Below are 16,791 nucleotides of genomic sequence, written 5' to 3' on the forward strand. Positions count from 1 at the left end.
GGATGATGTAAAATTATAAATCATCAATTATCAATCATCAATCACTCTTTAATGTGCCCACACTTGTCGCAGGTGAGTTTATAGCTGTTGTCGGGGTCAACGACCATCACGCCGTCACAATCCGGCTTTTCGCACGGGAGTTCACCCGGCATCACTTCACGGTATGTCTGTTTTTCTTCCATATCCCAAATATAGAAAATGCTACGGGACGAACTTCTCAATCACCTCGGTAATTCCCGAATGGTTGTTGTCGTTTACCGTCACGTAATCGGCAATGTCCTTCACCACCTGCGAGGCATTCGCCATCGCGACACCGACACCGGCAGCTTCAATCATCGGGCAATCGTTCTCTTCGTCGCCCACCGCAATCGTATCGGCAATCGGCACCTTGTAAAAATCCGCCATGAACTTCACCGCATCGCCCTTGTTGCTCTGCATGTGCGAAAACTCGAGCATCTCGGGCTTGCTGAACACGTCGAAGAGCTTGCCCTCGGTAGTCTTGCGCATCTCGGTGCGGAAATCCACGAGGCCAGAATGTTCGAAAGGCGTAATGATATTCACCTTGATGGGTGGCTTCACCACGACATTGACGAACTCGCCGTAATACTCGCGGATATCCTTCACCACCACGTAATCCATCTTCATCAGGCGGCAATACGTCTTGAGCTGTTCCGTCTCGTATTCCGAGACAACGAGGTCGCCCGAGTAGGTGTGCGCGTGCATCCCGTGGGCGTGCGCGGCATCCATGATGGCCTTGACCTCGTCGACGGGAATGTAGCGTGTGAGAATCGGCTTCTTTTCGCCGCAATCGTAGATGAGCCCTCCGTTAAAACTCACGAGGAAGAATCCCGGTTCCAGGAACCCGTACTGTTCCGCCAGTTGTTTCACGCTCGTAAGCGGCCGGCCCGTAGTCATCACGAACTTGTGGCCCGCATCGATCATCGCGCGGATGGAACGCATGTCGGTTTCCGAAATACGCTTGTCGTCGGTCAGGAGCGTGCCGTCAAGGTCTGTGAACAGGATTTTCATCGGGCTAAAATTTAGAAATTTTACGCAAGGTCAGGGCAAATCATACGTGATTTTTCAATGACATCAAAGAAACTAGACGCGACCAGACTGCATAAAATGACACTTTATGACATCATGATTAATGTATATTATGCATGTACGGAGGGAAAGCATTACTTTTTGTGTCGAAAAAAGGGTAAATTATTTCTTATGAAGTTTCTGTTAATTTTAGCAGCTTTAACTATTTTAGTTTCTTTTACACTATTCTTGTACGTCATTTTTGATGCGTATATGTTTGCCGTTGTATTTATGCCGTTGGTCTTGGCTTTGACAGCTTCTTTTGCAGCAACCATTGTGTATATCGCAATCTTCCATTACAAAGACGTTTAAAACATCCTGTTATCGAACTCACTTTTATTTTATAGAGACTATTAATGTGCCGAGAAAAAAAAATGAATGCGGAAAAGCAAAATAAAACATCGTCAAAATTTGTAAAGCATGTAATATACGCCGGCCTCTATTGGGGCTTTTATGCCATCGGATACCATTTTTGTTCTCAAATCGAATCTAGCGGTTCCTTTATTATGCAGGAATCATCAAAGTTTGAGATTATTGCATTAGCAATATTTACATATTGCGTAACCGCTTTCGAAGTAATAGAGGTTTTTCCAACCACTTTACGTTCAAAAAGATCTTCCGATACGCAATCTCAAAATCAAAAATGATGGATTAATGCCTCCACATCCATTTTTTTAATTTCAGAAGTAGCACTCCCGTTTTTCTCACTTTTTTCTATTGCTTCTTTGCAGAAACAAACTAGCCATGGTTTAAATATAAACCATGGCCAAAAATCATCAATCATTTAAGGAACATCTTTTTAATACAAGAATGGGCCTGCATACCTAGATTCATGATCACTGCAAAATAGTACAAGAATGGGCACCGAAACAAAAATATTTACAAGAGCAATACAAGATTGCACGTAAAAAATTGATTCCCGACCAACACAAAAGGCAAAAACGAGAGACGACAAAAAAGAAAAAACATAAGAAATCACCCAAAGCGAAGAAATCAATTTTCCTTTTTTTCTTCCATCTTCGTTTGTATAAAAATCAGACGAACTGTCCAAATACAAATCCAAAAGAACCATATATGCATAAAAAGGCACCAGGCATCCCAACTTTGTAATAACACCGCCCCAAAATGCAGAAATAATAATTCCCAACCAGAATAGGAAAAACGGAACAACCATCCCCAAAACAACAGACTTGGGAACATACCTAAAATCAATGTCATTCCATTTTTCCATGCCAATAATATACATTATATTAACGTCTTTTCTTCCAAATTGCAAAAACTTATGTCAAATCTTATAGAGGCTCTTTATGAGCCGAGGAAATACTAAGACATGGCTAGCAAAATAGTTGATTTAGTGAGCATCTTTTTTATTTGGATTCAGGCCAACTATACCACAAACTTCCCCATCGCATATTGAACGCCACGCACAGCAATCCACAAAAAGAGAAAAACATCATAACAACAGCATTCAAGACTGAAGACCTCAAAACAAATAAAAAGTAGTCACTTTTGGGAAAAAATCCAGCATAATACGCTACAATAACAAAAACGAGCGACACAACCCCAATAAACGCCGATGCAACAAGAGCATTCCTACAATCCGTATTTTCGTAAAGATTAGTTCCAAAATAAACATAACCATAAAACGGAATCATTGAAACTAAATAAACCAGCATCGATCCTGAACTAGCCCCCCAAAGAAGTCCAATCCAAAAAAGCACAAAAGGCAAAACAACGCAAAAAACAGCGTTTTTCAACTCCATTATGTCTTTCAGCATCCTCATAGTCTATTCCTCTAACCATAATATACACTAAATTATTGACAATTTCTAACACAAAAGGTAAAATCTTAAATGTTATAGAAGCTCTTTATGAGCCAAGAAAATACGTATCCTCACAAACTCCCATCCTTCAAGTCAGGAAAGAATTTGCTTTTGCTATTCGGGTCAATAATTCCCAAAAGCTTAACTTTCCCATCGGAACCAGCAATAAAATATCCGCTAGGCAAAACTTTACGGAGAAAATCAAGTTCTTTTCCGATTGCAATGATTTTTTTCGCAACATTGTCAGGCACTTTACAAGACACACTATGGGATTCAAACCACCAGTATTTCATCTTCTTCAAAAATTCTTCATCCAAAGGACATCCCGACGCATCGGGAATAACAGAATCTATTCCACAATACGGGCATAACGCGGTCCGACGTCGGTCCCGCTCATCGCACCAGTCCACCACTTCTGAAGCAGGGTATACGCGGCAGCAATAATAGCAGCCACACTTCTTCGACTTTTTCAAAAGCCTCCAGCTTTTGAAGGACGCATCCGCCGCATCACGGTATGTCTTCGGGATTTCTGAATTAGACACATTTAACCTCACTTCTAAATATATACTTGCGTATTTAGCGTCAAGTACAACTTCAATTATAGCATTTTTAAAATGTCAGATTATGACATTTAAATTAACATATATTTGTCGTGACACAATAAGAATCATTGCTTTTTTCGCAACATGGATAGTATTAATTTTAGCAGCATTTATCCTCACCTCACTTAAAGACACCTAAAAGCCGCCGTTCAAGAAAAAAACCAGCGCTTAACAAGATTGACCCAAACAACCCAGTTTTCCACCGAAATGCAACCGTTAAACCAGCAAGCATAATTATCCTTTTTCGTCAAAAATCGCCATTTTATTCAAAACATCCTTGAAAGAGTGTAATACAGAACACTAAAGTGGGTCGAAAAAGTGCATTAAAGCATTGATTTATCCCTAGAAAAAGTGTATATTTAGAGTATGTTCGAGCGAAAAATCCTAAAAGAATTCGAAAAATGGATGAATGGCGGGGGCAAGAAAAAGGCTCTTGTCGTCAAGGGAATGCGCCAAATCGGCAAGACATTCAGTGTACTTGAATTCGCTAGGAGCCACTATAAGCATGTGGTCTATGTGAACTTCAAGGAAAACGACAGCGCCCGTAAAATTTTCGACGGCGATTTCAATGTCAACCGCATGACAATCGACCTGTCGGCCCTGCTTCCCGATGCTCGCTTCGAACCGAGAAAAACAGTTATCATCTTTGACGAGATTCAAGAATGTGCGAACGCCCGCGCAAGCATTAAACCGTTTATGGAAGATGGTCGATATGACGTCATCTGCACGGGTTCTCTCCTAGGAATAAAAGGGTATAACAAAAAAAAAGGCAAGGGTGTCCCGACTGGGTTCGAGAGAATTGTTTACATGAAGCCTATGGATTTTGAGGAATTTCTATGGGCAAAGGGCATTGACGAAAAAGTCATTGATTATCTCAAGGAATGTTTCAGCAACAAGAAACCCGTCAGCGAAGCCACGCACAACGTCATGTTGCGCTATTTTAGGGAATATCTCTGCGTGGGAGGCCTCCCGTACATCGTTTCCCGTTTCGTCGAGACAAACGACATGAACGTCGTTTGGCAAGAACAGCAAGATATTCTCGAAGAATACAAGGACGATTTCGGCAAGCACCTTGACGAAGACGAAAACGAGGAAATAGACAGAACGCTTCTAGGCAGAATCAACCGCGTATTCGATTCCATTCCGGCGCAACTCGCCAAAGAGAACAAGAAATTCACATATTCCTCATTAGAAAAGAAAGGCCGTTCCGAAGCATACCAGAATGCAATCCAGTGGCTTTATGACTGCGGCATCATCAATCTATGCCATAATCTCACAAACATATCTACTCCGCTGGATGGTTACAAGATTGAAAACGCGTTCAAAATCTACGTGCAGGATTCCGGGCTGTTCGTCGCGATGCTCGAAAAAGGATGTGCTGCCAAAATCCTTAGCGGAGACTTGGGATTTTACAAGGGCGCTATTTACGAGAACATTGTTGCTGACTGTTTCTCGAAACAGGGGCGAAACCTATACTACTTCCGCAAGGATTCCGGACTTGAAATAGATTTTGTAGAAACCATTGCTGGCGAAACAGCATTAATCGAAGTCAAGGCAACTTCGGGGCAAACCAAGTCGGCAAAGACCGTCCTGCAAAACGAAAACTACGAGGTAGACATCTGCTACAAACTTTCCGAAAACAATGTAGGCGTTGTCGGGAAAATAGTAACGCTACCTTACTACATGACCATGTTCTTGGAATAAAAGGACCTTTCTATGCGTTTCTACGTACCCACGGATATCTATGTCGAAAAGGACTGCGTGAAGAGCCACGCGCAAAACCTGCTTGCGATGGGGAAACGCGCATTCATCATGACGGGCAGAACTTCCGCCAAAAAGAACGGTTCTTTGAACGATGTCATAGCCGTTCTGGATGCAGGCCACATTCCATATCAGTTTTTTGACCAGGTCGAAGAAAATCCGTCAACAGATACCGTAGGAAACGCCGCACAGCAGGCTCGCGAATTCAAGGCCGATTACATTATCGGCATCGGAGGCGGCTCCGCCATCGACGCGGCGAAGGCAGCAGCACTACTGCTTGCAAACCCGAATCTCATCGCGGACAACATGCACAAGGCTCCCGAAAAGCCGCTCGATCACATGCCCGTCGTCGCCGTACCGACTACCTGCGGAACAGGTTCCGAGGCAACACCGGTCTCCATCATCACAAACCACAAGATCCAACTGAAAAAGAGCATCCCGCACAAGATTTTCCCGGCGCTCGCGCTTGTGGACGGCAAATACCTCGCCTCGGCCAAGAAGACGCTGATTATCAATACCGCGGTCGACGCCCTCGCCCACATGGTCGAAAGCATCTTGAACATCTATTCCAACGCGTTCAACCGCATGTGCCCGGAATACGGCCTCAAGCTCTGGAGCGAATTCAAGGAAGCGCTCCTTTCCGACGCGCCCGTAAGCGAAAACCTTTACGAAAAACTCATGCTCACCTCGACTATCGCAGGCATGTCCATCGCTCACACGAGTACCTCCGTACCACACGGCATGAGCTATGATCTCACGCTGCATCAGGGCACGCCGCATGGCCCCGCCGTCGGCTATTTCCTTGCCGGCTACGTAGAAGTCTGCGAGAAGAAGGTTCCCGAAGACGTCCAGAAAATCCTCGCGCTCTTGAACCTCAAAAGCACCGCCGATTTCACCGCAATGCTTGACAAGCTCATCGGCAAATGCAAGGTTTCCCGCGAAATGCGCGACCAGTTCGCCGCCGCCATGAAGGAAAACCATTCCAAGCTCGACCTCGTCCCCGGCGGAATCACGCCCGAAGAAGTCGACTACATTTACGACAAATCCCTTGTCGTAGAATAGGCGTTTCCTTTCCCATTTATTATATTCCCCGCAAAAAGGATTGAACATGACAATTGACGAATTCTTGGGCGAAGCGAAAACGGTTGCGATTTTCGGGCACGTGAGGCCCGACGGGGACTGCGTGGGCAGCACTACGGCGGTTTACAACTACATCCGCGACAACTTCCCGGGAATCGCAGTGAAGTTATTCCTCGAGAATTTCCCCGAGAGTTACCGGATTGTGCGCGGCACGGAAGTCGCGCAGTCCACCTATACCAAGGAAAAAGACGGCATATTCGACCTCGTCTTTCTGATGGACACGCCGAGTTTCGAACGCGTGGGCGCAAACGGAGCCGAATGCATCCGCACCGCAAAGAAGACCATCAATGTCGATCACCACATTTCTAACCCGCTCAACCTCTGTACGGCAAACTTCGTGGAACCCGAAGCGAGTTCCGCATGCGAGGTGCTGTACATGAACCTCGACAAGGCGAAAGTGAGCCGCGAGACCGCGAACAGCCTTTACCTGGGAATCGTGCACGACACGGGAGCCTTCAAGTTCAGCAGCACCGGCAAGCGCACCATGCAAGTAGTCGGCGACCTCATCGAGAAGGGAATCGATTTCGCAAAAATCGTGAACGAAACTTACTACACGCGCACCTACAAGCAGACGCTCGTGACCGGGTTCGTAATGCAGAACTGCAAGCTCGGGCTCGGGGGTAAAGTGGTCTACGCCCACATCACCCCCGAAGACATGGAACGCTTCGGCGTTACGCCCGTGGAGCTCAGCAACGTAATCGATACCGTGCGCGAAGTCGGCGGCACCGAAGTGGCCTTGTTCCTCTACCCGGTGAATGGCAAGTACAAGATTAGCCTTCGCAGCAACTACATCGTAGACGTAAACGCGATTGCGAAGGAATTCGGCGGTGGCGGCCACACCCGTGCCGCCGGCGGCGATACCAGCGATGCGCCCGAAGCGGCGATTGAGAAAATCCTGAAATTGATTGAGAAGCAGCTATAGCGCGAACAGCGCGATGGCGAGGGCGATAAACACGCAGCCGCTGAACCAATTGAGGTTGCGGTTCGCCTTCGGGCTATTGAGCATGAATTTCTTGACCGCTCCGGCGAGGAGTGCGATGGAGCCGAATACGATAAATGTCGCCACGATGAATTCCCCGCCGAGAATCACCATCTGGAGCGTCGGGCTCAGCGGGCGTTCCATCTTGACCGCGGGCGGGATAAACGAAAGCGCGAAAAGAACCGCCTTCGGGTTCGTGAGATTCATGATGATGCCACGCAGGTAGAGCCTGTGGAACGGGAGGCCCGCGGATTCTCCACTCGGGCCTAGATCCTTCGACTCCGAGCTTCGCTCTCCGCTCAGGATGACACTAGCGGATTCCGCGCGCATCTCGCTACAAGCATCACTCTCGTCTCTCGTCTCTCCACTCTCGTCTAAATTCACGACGCCGGCGCGGACCTGGAAACTTTTGTACGCGAGGTATAGCAGGTACGCCGCCCCGCAGCACTGCAGAACAAAGAACGCAACCGGGCTTGCGGCAATCAGGGCAGAAACGCCGACAATCAGCAGGCAAACCTGCACGCAAATGCCCGTGCATAGCCCGCAAATCACGCTAAAGCCGGACCTGGCCCCGTATGTGGCGCTCTGCGCCAAAACAAACAGGTTGTCTGGACCGGGGGCAATTGCCACCACCAGCGCCGCTACAAAAAATTCAAGCATCGAACCCAACCGCTACATCAAAGCTTTTCGAGGAAGGAATCAGCATCCATCTCGGCGAGGTCCTTCTCCAGCTGAGCCAGGGCGTCGTCCGAAATGGAGGGCTGCGCCTTCTCGCGTTCGGCCGCCAAGGAGTTCGAGGCGTCCACCATCTTCTTGAGCGAATCCGCCACCTCGCTGACCGAGCTCTCTTGCTTCATGACGACGTTCAGCACCTTGGAAAGGCGTTCACGCAGGCCGGCGAACTCCTCGCGGTCCAATTCCAGCACTTGGCCGTGGTAGTACATGAGCGGCGTCTTGCAACGGGCGCAGGGGAAAACCATCATGTTTGACGGTTCTCCGTTCAACTGCACTTCGAAGTTGGAGCCGCAATGGGGGCATTCTATGTGGAATTCACTCATGCGTCATAATTTAGCAAATATGGATTTCTGCCGGAACAAAAACGCCTTTTTATTTTATTTTTTAAGAAACAACTTTTTTTCACATTCAAAATCTGTAAAAAATGCTCTGCCATTGGCTTTACCATATTACTAGCATTGACCTTTTCGACGGCCGCCTGTTCCGTGCCGGCGTCGCCGCCATGCTTTCCATCGTCCTCGTGCTCTTCTTCATGCCCAAGTACATCCGGCTTTTACAAGGGCTAGACGCCACCTCCGATTTCGACAAGGACGGCAAGTCCAAGTCGCCTCCCATCATGGGCGGGCTCCTCCTGGTGGTCGTGGTCGAAATAGTGTCGCTACTGGTGTGCAAGATGAACGGCTATACCATATCGACCCTCGTCATCTTGGCGCTGTTCTCTGCCGTGGGGGCCATCGACGACATTGCGAAAGTCCGCGCCAAGCGTCTCATCAAGCTCGGTAAGCTCAAGGCCGCCGACTACATGGACAAGGCCGACGGCATCTCCAGCAGCCTGCGCCTGTTCCTCTACTTTCTGTTCAGTCTCGTCGTCGCGATTTTCTGCTACAAGTTCATTCCCGAACTCAAGGGCGACCTCACCATCCCCTTCTGCCCCATCGACGTATTCCAGCTTCACTTGCCCAACTGGATTTTTGTCGCCTTCATGACGTTTGTCATCGCCGCAAGCGCGAACGGCACCAACTTTACCGACGGCCTCGACAGCCTCGTCTCGGTGCCCATCCTCACCAGCATGATTTTCGTGGGACTTGTCGCCTACGTGAGCGGCAACTTCATCTTCAGCCAGTACCTGAGCGTCCCGTACCTTCCGGGCTGCGACGAACTTTTCCCGATAGCGCTGTCCATCGCAGGTGCGCTGCTCGCCTACCTGTGGTTCAATAGCCCTCCCGCCGAAATCTACATGGGCGACGCGGGCTCCGTGGGCTTTGGCGCGGCCATCGGCATCATGTTCATCTTGGTGCAGGCAGGGCTGTTCCTGCCCATCGTGTGCATCATCATCATCGCAGAAGCCTGCTCAGTGCTGTTGCAGATAACCTGGTTCAAGTTCACCAAGAAGACTACAGGTACCGGCAAGAGGATTTTCCTCTGCGCACCGCTGCACCACCACTACCAGAAAAAATGGGAAGGCAAGTTCCCGAGCAAGCCGCTCATGAACTCCAAGATCGTGTGGCGCATGCACCTGGTGAGCATCTTCGCGCTCATCGTGAGCATGGTGATATTCTTCGGCATTAGGTAATCAAGGCATGGACATCATTGAAACTTTGAATGCGGCGGGGCAGCAAGAGCTGGCCGCCAAACTGGAATCGTTGAGCGGGGATGCCCGCGCCTTGCTGGAACGCGACATCGCAAGCCAGGACTGGCTAGCGCTCCAAAGCATTTACGAAGAAAAATCCAGCGCCTCCCTGAGCGACAACGTGGCAAGCGACATCCAGCCGATGCCCTTTAAAATCGCCTCAGACGACCTGCGCTACGACTACTGGAAAGAGACCGGCGAAATCCTCCTCGGCAAGGGCCAGGTGGCGGCATTCCTCGTTGCGGGCGGTCAAGGTTCGCGCCTCGGGTTCAACGGTCCCAAGGGCATGTTCGACATCGGGCTCCCGAGCCACAAGAGTCTTTTCCAACTGCAGGCGGAACGTTTGCAGAACCTCGCCGCGCAGGTGGGGCACGCCATCCCGTGGTGCATCATGACGAGCCCCTTGAACCATGAAGCGACCGTGAACTTTTTCAGGGAACACGACTACTTCGGCATGAACAAGGACGACATCCGCTTCTTTGAGCAGGGCACCATCTGCGCCCTCAACCCGAACGGAAAGGCCGTTGTCGACGAGAACAACCGCCTCGCCCTCGTGCCCGACGGCAACGGAGGCTGCTTCCGCGCCCTTTCCCAGAGCGGCACGCTCGCCTGGCTCGTGGAACGCGGCGTGCAGTACGTGTTCCTCTACAGTGTGGACAACGCCCTCTGCCGCATTTGCGACCCAGCCTTTGTGGGGGCGCTCGCCGCCGACGGACGCGCTGTGAGCGCATCCAAGGTGGTCGCAAAGGCAGGCCCGGGCGAGAAGGTGGGCATTTTCGCCTTCCAAAACAACAAGCCCGGCGTGGTCGAATACAGCGATTTGCCCGAAAACCTTCGCGACATGACTAACGCCGACGGCAGCCTCACCTACGACGGCGGCAACATCGCCGTTCACTTGTTCAAAATCAGCGGACTCCGCAAGCTGCAAACCGGCAAGCTCCCGTGGCACACCGCACGCAAGACCGTCTGCGGCATCGAAAAGTGCTTCAAGTTCGAGCAGTTCCTCTTTGACGCCTTCCCGCTCCTCGGGAGCATGCTCCCGTTCGGCGTCATCCGCGAAGAGGAGTTCAGCCCCGTGAAGAACGCCGAAGGCAATGACAGCCCGAAAACCGCCCGCGAGATGATTGGCAAGCTTCACCGCGAGTGGCTCCGCAAGGCGCACGTGGAAATCGACCCCCACAAGCTCTACGAAGTTTCCCCCACCCTGAGCTACGCGGGCGAAGGCCTCTCCCGCCGCCTGTTCGAACGCGAACTCGGGCGCAACATTTGGGAATTTGACGCCTAACGTTTGGCCGAGCGCCGACCATGCCCTACTTTGCATACAAGTTCCTGTTGCACGGTTTGCTGCGCCTGCCCGACCCATTTTTTGCGGCACTCTTCGTGCTGGTCCACCCCGTGTACAAAGCGCTGCACATGAAGCGCGCCTACGGACGCGTCATTGGGCACTTACAAAAATGCGGTTTCAGCGAGCGCACTCCGGGCGTAACCGCCCGCGATGTCTTCAAGTCGCTCTACTGGAACGGCATCGACAGCTACCGCCTGCTCGCCCGCATCCCGAGCGCCACCCGTCGCGTGCGTTACGAAAACGAACAGGTTATCCAAAGCGCCGTCGCGCAGGGACCGGTTGTCGCCATGAGCATCCACCAGGGCGCCTTCGAGAACATGCACCGCACCCTCTGCCGCTACAGCGAGCACGTGCACCTCGTCACCAACACCTTCAAAAGCGGGGGGCTCACCCGCGCACTCCGCGAAGTGCGCAGCGACCCGCACCTGAGCGAGTACTCCCCCGAGGACGTGGGCAAGGTGATACGGAACCTCTTCAAGACCAAGGGGATCATTGCGATGGTCGTGGACCAGGCCCGCAACACCAAGGGGAACCTCGTCCAGCTATTCGGTCGCGACACGACCATCTACCTGAGGCTCGCCGTCAAGGCGAACCAAATGGGCGCAGGCGTCGTCACCTTCCGCACCTTTAGCGAGACCGTCACCGGCCCCCACGGGGGCAAGCGCCGCGAGCACGTCGTGCGTTTCGAGAAATACTACCCGCCCCGGTTCGACCAAAACGAACTGGTCCAGAGCATTGCAAAAGAAATCGAGTCCTGGATCGCCGACCACCCCGAGCAGTGGTGCTGGAATTACCACAGGAACTTTACAACACAGAACAACTCTTAATTTTTATTTTTGAACTATGGGATACAACGCAGAAGAAGAATTCCAGCTCCAGTGGATTGCGAACCACCGCATGGAGGACAAGGACGCCCTCCTGAAAAAGCAGGCCGAAGACGAGGCCGCCGCCAACCCGAAGGCGCGCCTCACCCGCGGCAAAAAGATGCGCCGCAGCCCCTCCGCCTGGGAGCTCCCCATGCCCGAGGACGAAATCGACCTGCACGGGTTCACCGCCGACGAGGCAGCCGAGGCTGTAGAACGTCGCATTGACGACCTGCTCATCGCAGGGCTTTCCGTACTCCGGGTCATCCACGGGGGCGGCAACCCTGAGTACGGCAACGTGAAACACATCATCGACCGAAAGGTCCGGTCCGAGTGGAAAAACAAAGTCGTTTTTTACAAGGTGGAGCCCGACAATGCGGGCTCCAGCATCATGAAAATTGGCAAACCCCGCCCCTCTGTCGCCAAAAAAGCGAAAAATTAGCCGTTTACCCCTTTGATAATCCCCGATTTTTAACTATAATTGTGCCCACTAGAACGGAATATAGCTCAGCCTGGTAGAGCGCTTGCTTCGGGAGCAAGAGGTCGTGAGTTCGAATCTCGCTATTCCGATAAAACGAAAAAGGACCCCACCAAGGGGTCCTTTTCGTTTTTTATTCGGAATATAGCGCGAGATGAGAACTCACGAAGTGAGTTCGACTACCGCGGCGCGGAACGAAGTGAAACGCGACGCGGGAGGCCTTGACCTGCAACAAAGTTGCAGGCAAGCCCGAAGGGCAAAACGTAAACGAAGTGCACGTTTTGGCAATCTCGCTATTCCGATACGAAAAGCACCCCTTGCGGGTGCTTTTTTCGTATCGGAATTATACGCGAGATGAGAACTCACGAAGTGAGTTCGACTAAATCGCCATTTGAACGCAGTGAATTTAGGCGATTTAGAGATTACGCCGCCAGGCGTAACCCGAAGGGCAAAAGTTGAACATCGTGAAACTTTTGTCAATCTCGCTATTCCGATGCGAGATGCAATCTCGCAAACAGATCTTTTTACGCAACCTGCTTCTTGCGGGGGCGCTTGGCCCCGGAAACAAATTTCGGTTCCATCTTTTCTGCTTTAGCCTGGGCAAGGAACATGTTAATCAGCGTCTGGTAAGGAATATCGGTCTTCTCCGAAAGTTCCTTGAAGTAAGCGAGAACCGACTCACTAATATTTATGCAAATCGTCTTTTTCAATTTCTTCGCATACGGATTTTTCACCGCATTACTAAAATCATAGTTTTTCTTCATAGCGGCCTCCTTTTCTTCCAATACTGTTCAGTTTCTTTCTTGTTCGCCTTTCGAGATGAAATAATGCGGATTATCTCATCGGTCTCCGAACCACGTTCACAAAAACACACTAACAAGGTGTTCATCATTGACGACATTCCCATTAAAACAAATCGATCCTCATCGTCAGAGTGTTTCTCGTCAGCAAGCAAGAGAGCGTTTTCGTCATAGAATACAGTCTGAGCCTCTTCAAATGTCACCTTGTGTTTGGCAAAATTCTTCTTGGCTTTATCCTCATCCCACTCAAAAATCATATATATATTATATATATTAGAACAATAATTGTCAATAGGTTGCACAATTTTTTCCCGTTCAGAAAGCGCAACTTGCATAATTACAGATTTTGTTTTTATTTTCCGATTCATTAGTGCATTTTATCTTTTTCAACGGATGGACCTCCGCCTGGCGGAATAGGGGGACGTCCCTACCCTTACATATAAACGGATTTACCGACATTTTTGAGCCATTTCCCACCGTAAAAAGATCTTTGCAATTTTTCAACAATACACCCTTAACGCTCCGCCAACCACTTTTTCCACCTACCCTCACCAAAAATGTGATTAAAATCCCCTTTTTGCGACAAAAAAGCGCATTTTTGCATTTTCGTGACACTTCCCGCGTTGTTTTTTGATATTTTACATTCCATAAGGACCAGAATGGTCCCGCCGAAATTAGGAGTATCCATGCGCTTTGCTAAACGTGTTCTGACCCTTTTGACTGTCGCTTCTACGATAACCTTCGCACAGCTGGCCCCCGAACCGCAGGTGGCCGACATCCCGCTGATGATGGATTCAACCACCAACCAGCCCATGAAGATGGACTTCTCCGTGCCGCTTACAGGCATCAGCGACCCGGGCATCCTGTTCAGCCACTTCAGCAAGCGGCCGCTGCTCATCTACTACTTCAGCCCCAAGTGCCCGCACTGCCAGCGCCACATGCCCGAAATCCAGGACCTGATGAAGGAATACGAGAAGGACGGCCTGACGGGCATCGCTATCGGACTTGGCGGCGGCATCAAGAAGAACGACATCCGCATGTTCATCGACCAGTTCCACGTGGTGATCCCGGTATTCCAGGACGCGAACGGCAAGTTCGGCCCAGCCTACGGCACCGGCTACATCCCGGTCGTCTACCTTGTACAGAAAGACGGGACGTTCTACCGCTACGAGACGCTCAACGAGGCTAACATGAACCATCTCCGCGCCACGCTGAACAAGATGCTGAAGAAATAAGGCACAAGTTCGCCGCCGTGAGTACGAAAAGGGCCCCCAGAAGGGGGCCCTTTTCGTACTCACGGCGGGAGTCGAACCCACGACCCGCTGCTTAGAAGGCAGCTGCTCTATCCAACTGAGCTACGCGAGCGTGTCCGCCCAATATAGAAAAATAACCCAATTCCTTCAATGGACGACAGGGACCGTTGCCACGTCCCATAAATTTATCTATATTTATGCATGTATTAGAATATTTGCATAAACCACGACAGCTGGTTCGACCTGCAGAAAATGTTTAAGACCCAAGAGGCTATATGAAGATTATCGATATCCTGAAGCAAGACAAGATGAGTCTTTCTTTCGAAGTGTTCCCCCCTAAAAAAGAAACGAGCTTCGAAAACGTGAAGGCTGCCACCGAAGCCATCGCGGCGCTTGGCCCCGCATTCATGAGCGTCACCTACGGCGCGGGCGGCGGCGTGAGCCACTTTACCCTCGATATCGCTAAAAACCTCAAGGAAAAGTTCAATATCCCGATGCTTGCGCACCTCACCTGCGTCTCGAGCAGCAAGGAGACGGTGCACCAGCGCATCGAAGACATGAAGGCGGCGGGCATCAAGAACGTGATGGCACTCCGCGGCGACCTCACCCCGGAACTCATCGAGAAGGGGCGCGACAACTGCGATTACCACTATGCCGTGGAACTCATCCGCGAGCTCAAGGCTGCCGACGCGGACTTCTGCATCGGCGCGGCCTGCTACCCCGAAAAGCACCCCGAGAGCGCGAACCAGGCCGAAGACATCAAGCACCTCAAGGAAAAGGTCGACGCAGGCGCGGATTTTCTCACCACGCAGATGGTGTTCGACAACAACCTGTTCTTCAGCTTCCTCTACAAGCTGCGCGATGCGGGCGTGAACTGCCCCGTGCTCCCCGGCATCATGCCCATCACGAACGCGAACCAGGTGGAACGCGCCATCAAGCTTTCGGGCTCGTTCATGCCGCAGCGCTTCAAGTCACTTGTGGACAAGTTCGGGAGCGATCCCGAGGCCATGAAGCAGGCGGGCATCATCTACGCGAGCGACCAGATTATCGACCTTTACGCGAACGGCATCACGAACGTGCACGTGTACTCTATGAACAAACCCGACGTGGCCGAGGGAATCCTCCGGAATGTCTCTGCCATTCTGGGCAAGAATTTCGCCTGTTAAGCTTGACATTCCTCACAGTTCAAAAAAACGGCCCCACGGGGCCGTTTTTTATTATATATTCTTATAAAAGTCCGGCACGACCAATGGCTGGGCGCCAAACCAAAGGAACCTATATGACAGACGAAAACGCCCAGGCAATTGTAGCTGCATTGAACAGCATTTGTGGGGAAATGCAAAAACAGAACGAAAAGCTCGACTCCATCCGCGAAGACCTCAAGATTCTGCGGGGATCATCCGAGCTGAACACCGCCCTGAGCCTCGCCGAAGTGGACTTTGACGGGGGTGCCAGTTGCAGCAAACTGAGCGACGCCATCCAGTGCACCAAGGACTTTGTGGACAAGCGCGAAATGCAGGGACGCTTTGACCAGTACATTTTTGGCAGACGCACCCGCTTTACTACCCGCGACCCCATCGACATCAATATCCGCAAGGGCTAAATGGTCAAAAAAAACATTTAAAAAACACTTTTTGTTTTTCATATTATCTATATTGAGAGAGTGAACCTCTCCCGTGTATACAGGAGTCTAATAAAGGACAAACATGATTTCTTACGCTGACGCATACAAGATTGCATCTGAAGTCCACAAGGGCCAGACAGACAAGGCCGGTGGTCCCTACATTGACTTTTTACAGAACGTCGCCGACTACCTTAAGGAGAAGGGCGAACCCGAAGAGGTCCAGACGCTCGCCATTTTGCAAGACATCACCACGGCTTCCACTAAGAAGACTCCCGAAGAAGTCATTGCCATGGGCGTACCGGCAGATATGGTCGAACGCATCCAGAAGATGACCTACCACAAGAACCAGAGCTGGATCGACGAATACAGCTGCAAGCTCATGGCCCAGGGCGTACCCGCCGAGGAGGCCACCTACGAAGCCCGCGAAAAGGAATTCGTGAACTTCGTGACGACCCTCAAGACCGACCCGATTGCCGCCAAGGCCAAATCGGCAATCCTCAACGTGCTACTCGAAGACAAGTACATCCACCGTCAAGAACGGCGGGAGCTAAAGACCAAGTTCAGGCTCAAAAAGTACAAGTCGGCCATCGAGGCCCTCGGAGTGTAAGTTAGACTAAAGAACGACACTTCGTGCCTACAGATCAAACTCACCTACAGAAAAACTCCCGGCCG

Annotated in this window: 22 protein-coding genes and 2 tRNA genes; 13 read left to right on the plus strand and 11 right to left on the minus strand. The window is 50.7% G+C overall.

The features are described from left to right. Positions 1 to 41: 41 nt before the first annotated feature. Positions 42 to 182: a hypothetical protein gene (locus tag BUB55_RS14130; protein ID WP_159431904.1), complete on the minus strand. Its 141-nt coding sequence runs from the start codon at positions 180 to 182 to the stop codon at positions 42 to 44. 19 nt (positions 183 to 201) lie between these two features. Then, positions 202 to 1,029 carry a Cof-type HAD-IIB family hydrolase gene (locus BUB55_RS00615; RefSeq protein WP_073187270.1) on the minus strand — a complete coding sequence of 276 codons (828 nt, stop codon included), beginning with the start codon at positions 1,027 to 1,029 and terminating at the stop codon, positions 202 to 204. Between the two features lie 189 nt (positions 1,030 to 1,218). Here BUB55_RS00615 and BUB55_RS00620 point away from each other — a divergent pair, with 189 nt between their 5' ends. Next, a complete protein-coding gene (locus BUB55_RS00620) occupies positions 1,219 to 1,398 on the plus strand; it encodes a hypothetical protein (RefSeq protein ID WP_143152820.1) in 180 nt (59 codons plus the stop codon). Between the two features lie 325 nt (positions 1,399 to 1,723). Here BUB55_RS00620 and BUB55_RS14135 read toward each other — a convergent pair whose 3' ends face one another. The 4 genes from BUB55_RS14135 to BUB55_RS14440 all read right to left on the minus strand — a co-directional run bounded on the left by BUB55_RS14135 (position 1,724) and on the right by BUB55_RS14440 (position 3,226). Further along, positions 1,724 to 1,870 (minus strand): hypothetical protein, encoded by a 147-nt coding sequence (locus BUB55_RS14135; protein WP_159431905.1) that lies wholly within the window; start codon positions 1,868 to 1,870, stop codon positions 1,724 to 1,726. Positions 1,871 to 1,885: 15 nt separating this feature from the next. Continuing rightward, positions 1,886 to 2,317, minus strand: coding sequence for a hypothetical protein (locus tag BUB55_RS00625; protein ID WP_143152821.1), 432 nt, complete (start codon positions 2,315 to 2,317; stop codon positions 1,886 to 1,888). A gap of 136 nt (positions 2,318 to 2,453) precedes the next feature. After that, positions 2,454 to 2,870: a hypothetical protein gene (locus BUB55_RS00630; RefSeq protein WP_073187276.1), complete on the minus strand. Its 417-nt coding sequence runs from the start codon at positions 2,868 to 2,870 to the stop codon at positions 2,454 to 2,456. Between the two features lie 110 nt (positions 2,871 to 2,980). Beyond that, on the minus strand, positions 2,981 to 3,226 hold the full coding sequence (locus tag BUB55_RS14440) for a hypothetical protein (protein WP_200778501.1): 246 nt from the start codon (positions 3,224 to 3,226) through the stop codon (positions 2,981 to 2,983). A 651-nt stretch (positions 3,227 to 3,877) separates the two neighbouring features. On the opposite strand from BUB55_RS14440, the gene BUB55_RS00640 reads away from it, so the two are divergent. The 3 genes from BUB55_RS00640 to BUB55_RS00650 are packed head-to-tail and all read left to right on the plus strand — an operon-like array spanning position 3,878 to position 7,334. After that, positions 3,878 to 5,215: an ATP-binding protein gene (locus BUB55_RS00640; protein WP_073187279.1), complete on the plus strand. Its 1,338-nt coding sequence runs from the start codon at positions 3,878 to 3,880 to the stop codon at positions 5,213 to 5,215. Positions 5,216 to 5,227: 12 nt separating this feature from the next. Further along, positions 5,228 to 6,334, plus strand: coding sequence for an iron-containing alcohol dehydrogenase family protein (locus BUB55_RS00645; protein ID WP_073187281.1), 1,107 nt, complete (start codon positions 5,228 to 5,230; stop codon positions 6,332 to 6,334). 46 nt (positions 6,335 to 6,380) lie between these two features. Then, on the plus strand, positions 6,381 to 7,334 hold the full coding sequence (locus tag BUB55_RS00650; RefSeq protein WP_073187283.1) for a DHH family phosphoesterase: 954 nt from the start codon (positions 6,381 to 6,383) through the stop codon (positions 7,332 to 7,334). Here the strand turns inward: BUB55_RS00650 and BUB55_RS00655 are convergent. Together BUB55_RS00655 and BUB55_RS00660 are read right to left on the minus strand one after the other, a co-directional pair. Continuing rightward, positions 7,329 to 8,051 (minus strand): LysE family translocator, encoded by a 723-nt coding sequence (locus BUB55_RS00655; protein ID WP_073187285.1) that lies wholly within the window; start codon positions 8,049 to 8,051, stop codon positions 7,329 to 7,331. The two genes, BUB55_RS00650 and BUB55_RS00655, sit on opposite strands and share 6 nt — an antisense overlap. Before the next feature lie 17 nt (positions 8,052 to 8,068). Beyond that, the gene (locus BUB55_RS00660) at positions 8,069 to 8,449 is read right to left on the minus strand and encodes an MJ0042-type zinc finger domain-containing protein (RefSeq protein WP_073187286.1); all 381 of its coding nucleotides are present in this window, start codon (positions 8,447 to 8,449) and stop codon (positions 8,069 to 8,071) included. A gap of 101 nt (positions 8,450 to 8,550) precedes the next feature. Between BUB55_RS00660 and BUB55_RS00665 the strand changes: the two genes are divergently transcribed. The 5 genes from BUB55_RS00665 (at position 8,551) to BUB55_RS00685 (ending at position 12,534) form a co-directional block, all read left to right on the plus strand. Next, positions 8,551 to 9,699: an MraY family glycosyltransferase gene (locus BUB55_RS00665; RefSeq protein ID WP_073187288.1), complete on the plus strand. Its 1,149-nt coding sequence runs from the start codon at positions 8,551 to 8,553 to the stop codon at positions 9,697 to 9,699. Positions 9,700 to 9,706: 7 nt separating this feature from the next. Beyond that, the gene (locus tag BUB55_RS00670) at positions 9,707 to 11,041 is read left to right on the plus strand and encodes a UTP--glucose-1-phosphate uridylyltransferase (protein ID WP_073187290.1); all 1,335 of its coding nucleotides are present in this window, start codon (positions 9,707 to 9,709) and stop codon (positions 11,039 to 11,041) included. Positions 11,042 to 11,061: 20 nt separating this feature from the next. Further along, positions 11,062 to 11,928 (plus strand): LpxL/LpxP family acyltransferase, encoded by an 867-nt coding sequence (locus tag BUB55_RS00675; RefSeq protein WP_073187292.1) that lies wholly within the window; start codon positions 11,062 to 11,064, stop codon positions 11,926 to 11,928. A 16-nt stretch (positions 11,929 to 11,944) separates the two neighbouring features. Beyond that, positions 11,945 to 12,406, plus strand: coding sequence for a Smr/MutS family protein (locus tag BUB55_RS00680; protein WP_073187294.1), 462 nt, complete (start codon positions 11,945 to 11,947; stop codon positions 12,404 to 12,406). Between the two features lie 54 nt (positions 12,407 to 12,460). Further along, a tRNA-Pro gene (locus BUB55_RS00685) sits at positions 12,461 to 12,534 on the plus strand. Positions 12,535 to 12,966: 432 nt separating this feature from the next. Here BUB55_RS00685 and BUB55_RS00690 read toward each other — a convergent pair. Then, a complete protein-coding gene (locus BUB55_RS00690; RefSeq protein WP_073187295.1) occupies positions 12,967 to 13,206 on the minus strand; it encodes a CopG family antitoxin in 240 nt (79 codons plus the stop codon). Further along, a complete protein-coding gene (locus BUB55_RS00695; protein WP_200778502.1) occupies positions 13,203 to 13,577 on the minus strand; it encodes a BrnT family toxin in 375 nt (124 codons plus the stop codon). Before BUB55_RS00695 ends, BUB55_RS00690 begins: the two co-directional genes overlap by 4 nt. A gap of 351 nt (positions 13,578 to 13,928) precedes the next feature. On the opposite strand from BUB55_RS00695, the gene BUB55_RS00700 reads away from it, so the two are divergent. Further along, positions 13,929 to 14,477 (plus strand): TlpA family protein disulfide reductase, encoded by a 549-nt coding sequence (locus BUB55_RS00700; protein ID WP_073187297.1) that lies wholly within the window; start codon positions 13,929 to 13,931, stop codon positions 14,475 to 14,477. Between the two features lie 56 nt (positions 14,478 to 14,533). Here the strand turns inward: BUB55_RS00700 and BUB55_RS00705 are convergent. After that, positions 14,534 to 14,607 (minus strand) — tRNA-Arg (locus BUB55_RS00705). Between the two features lie 163 nt (positions 14,608 to 14,770). Here BUB55_RS00705 and metF point away from each other — a divergent pair. From metF to BUB55_RS00720, 3 genes are all read left to right on the plus strand, one after another. Then, positions 14,771 to 15,661: a methylenetetrahydrofolate reductase [NAD(P)H] gene (metF, locus tag BUB55_RS00710; protein ID WP_073187299.1), complete on the plus strand. Its 891-nt coding sequence runs from the start codon at positions 14,771 to 14,773 to the stop codon at positions 15,659 to 15,661. 113 nt (positions 15,662 to 15,774) lie between these two features. Further along, positions 15,775 to 16,098 carry a hypothetical protein gene (locus tag BUB55_RS00715; RefSeq protein WP_143152823.1) on the plus strand — a complete coding sequence of 108 codons (324 nt, stop codon included), beginning with the start codon at positions 15,775 to 15,777 and terminating at the stop codon, positions 16,096 to 16,098. A gap of 103 nt (positions 16,099 to 16,201) precedes the next feature. Beyond that, on the plus strand, positions 16,202 to 16,726 hold the full coding sequence (locus tag BUB55_RS00720; RefSeq protein ID WP_073187302.1) for a hypothetical protein: 525 nt from the start codon (positions 16,202 to 16,204) through the stop codon (positions 16,724 to 16,726). Positions 16,727 to 16,791: the final 65 nt, after the last annotated feature.

The organism is Fibrobacter sp. UWP2 (assembly GCF_900141705.1).
GTDB lineage: Bacteria > Fibrobacterota > Fibrobacteria > Fibrobacterales > Fibrobacteraceae > Fibrobacter.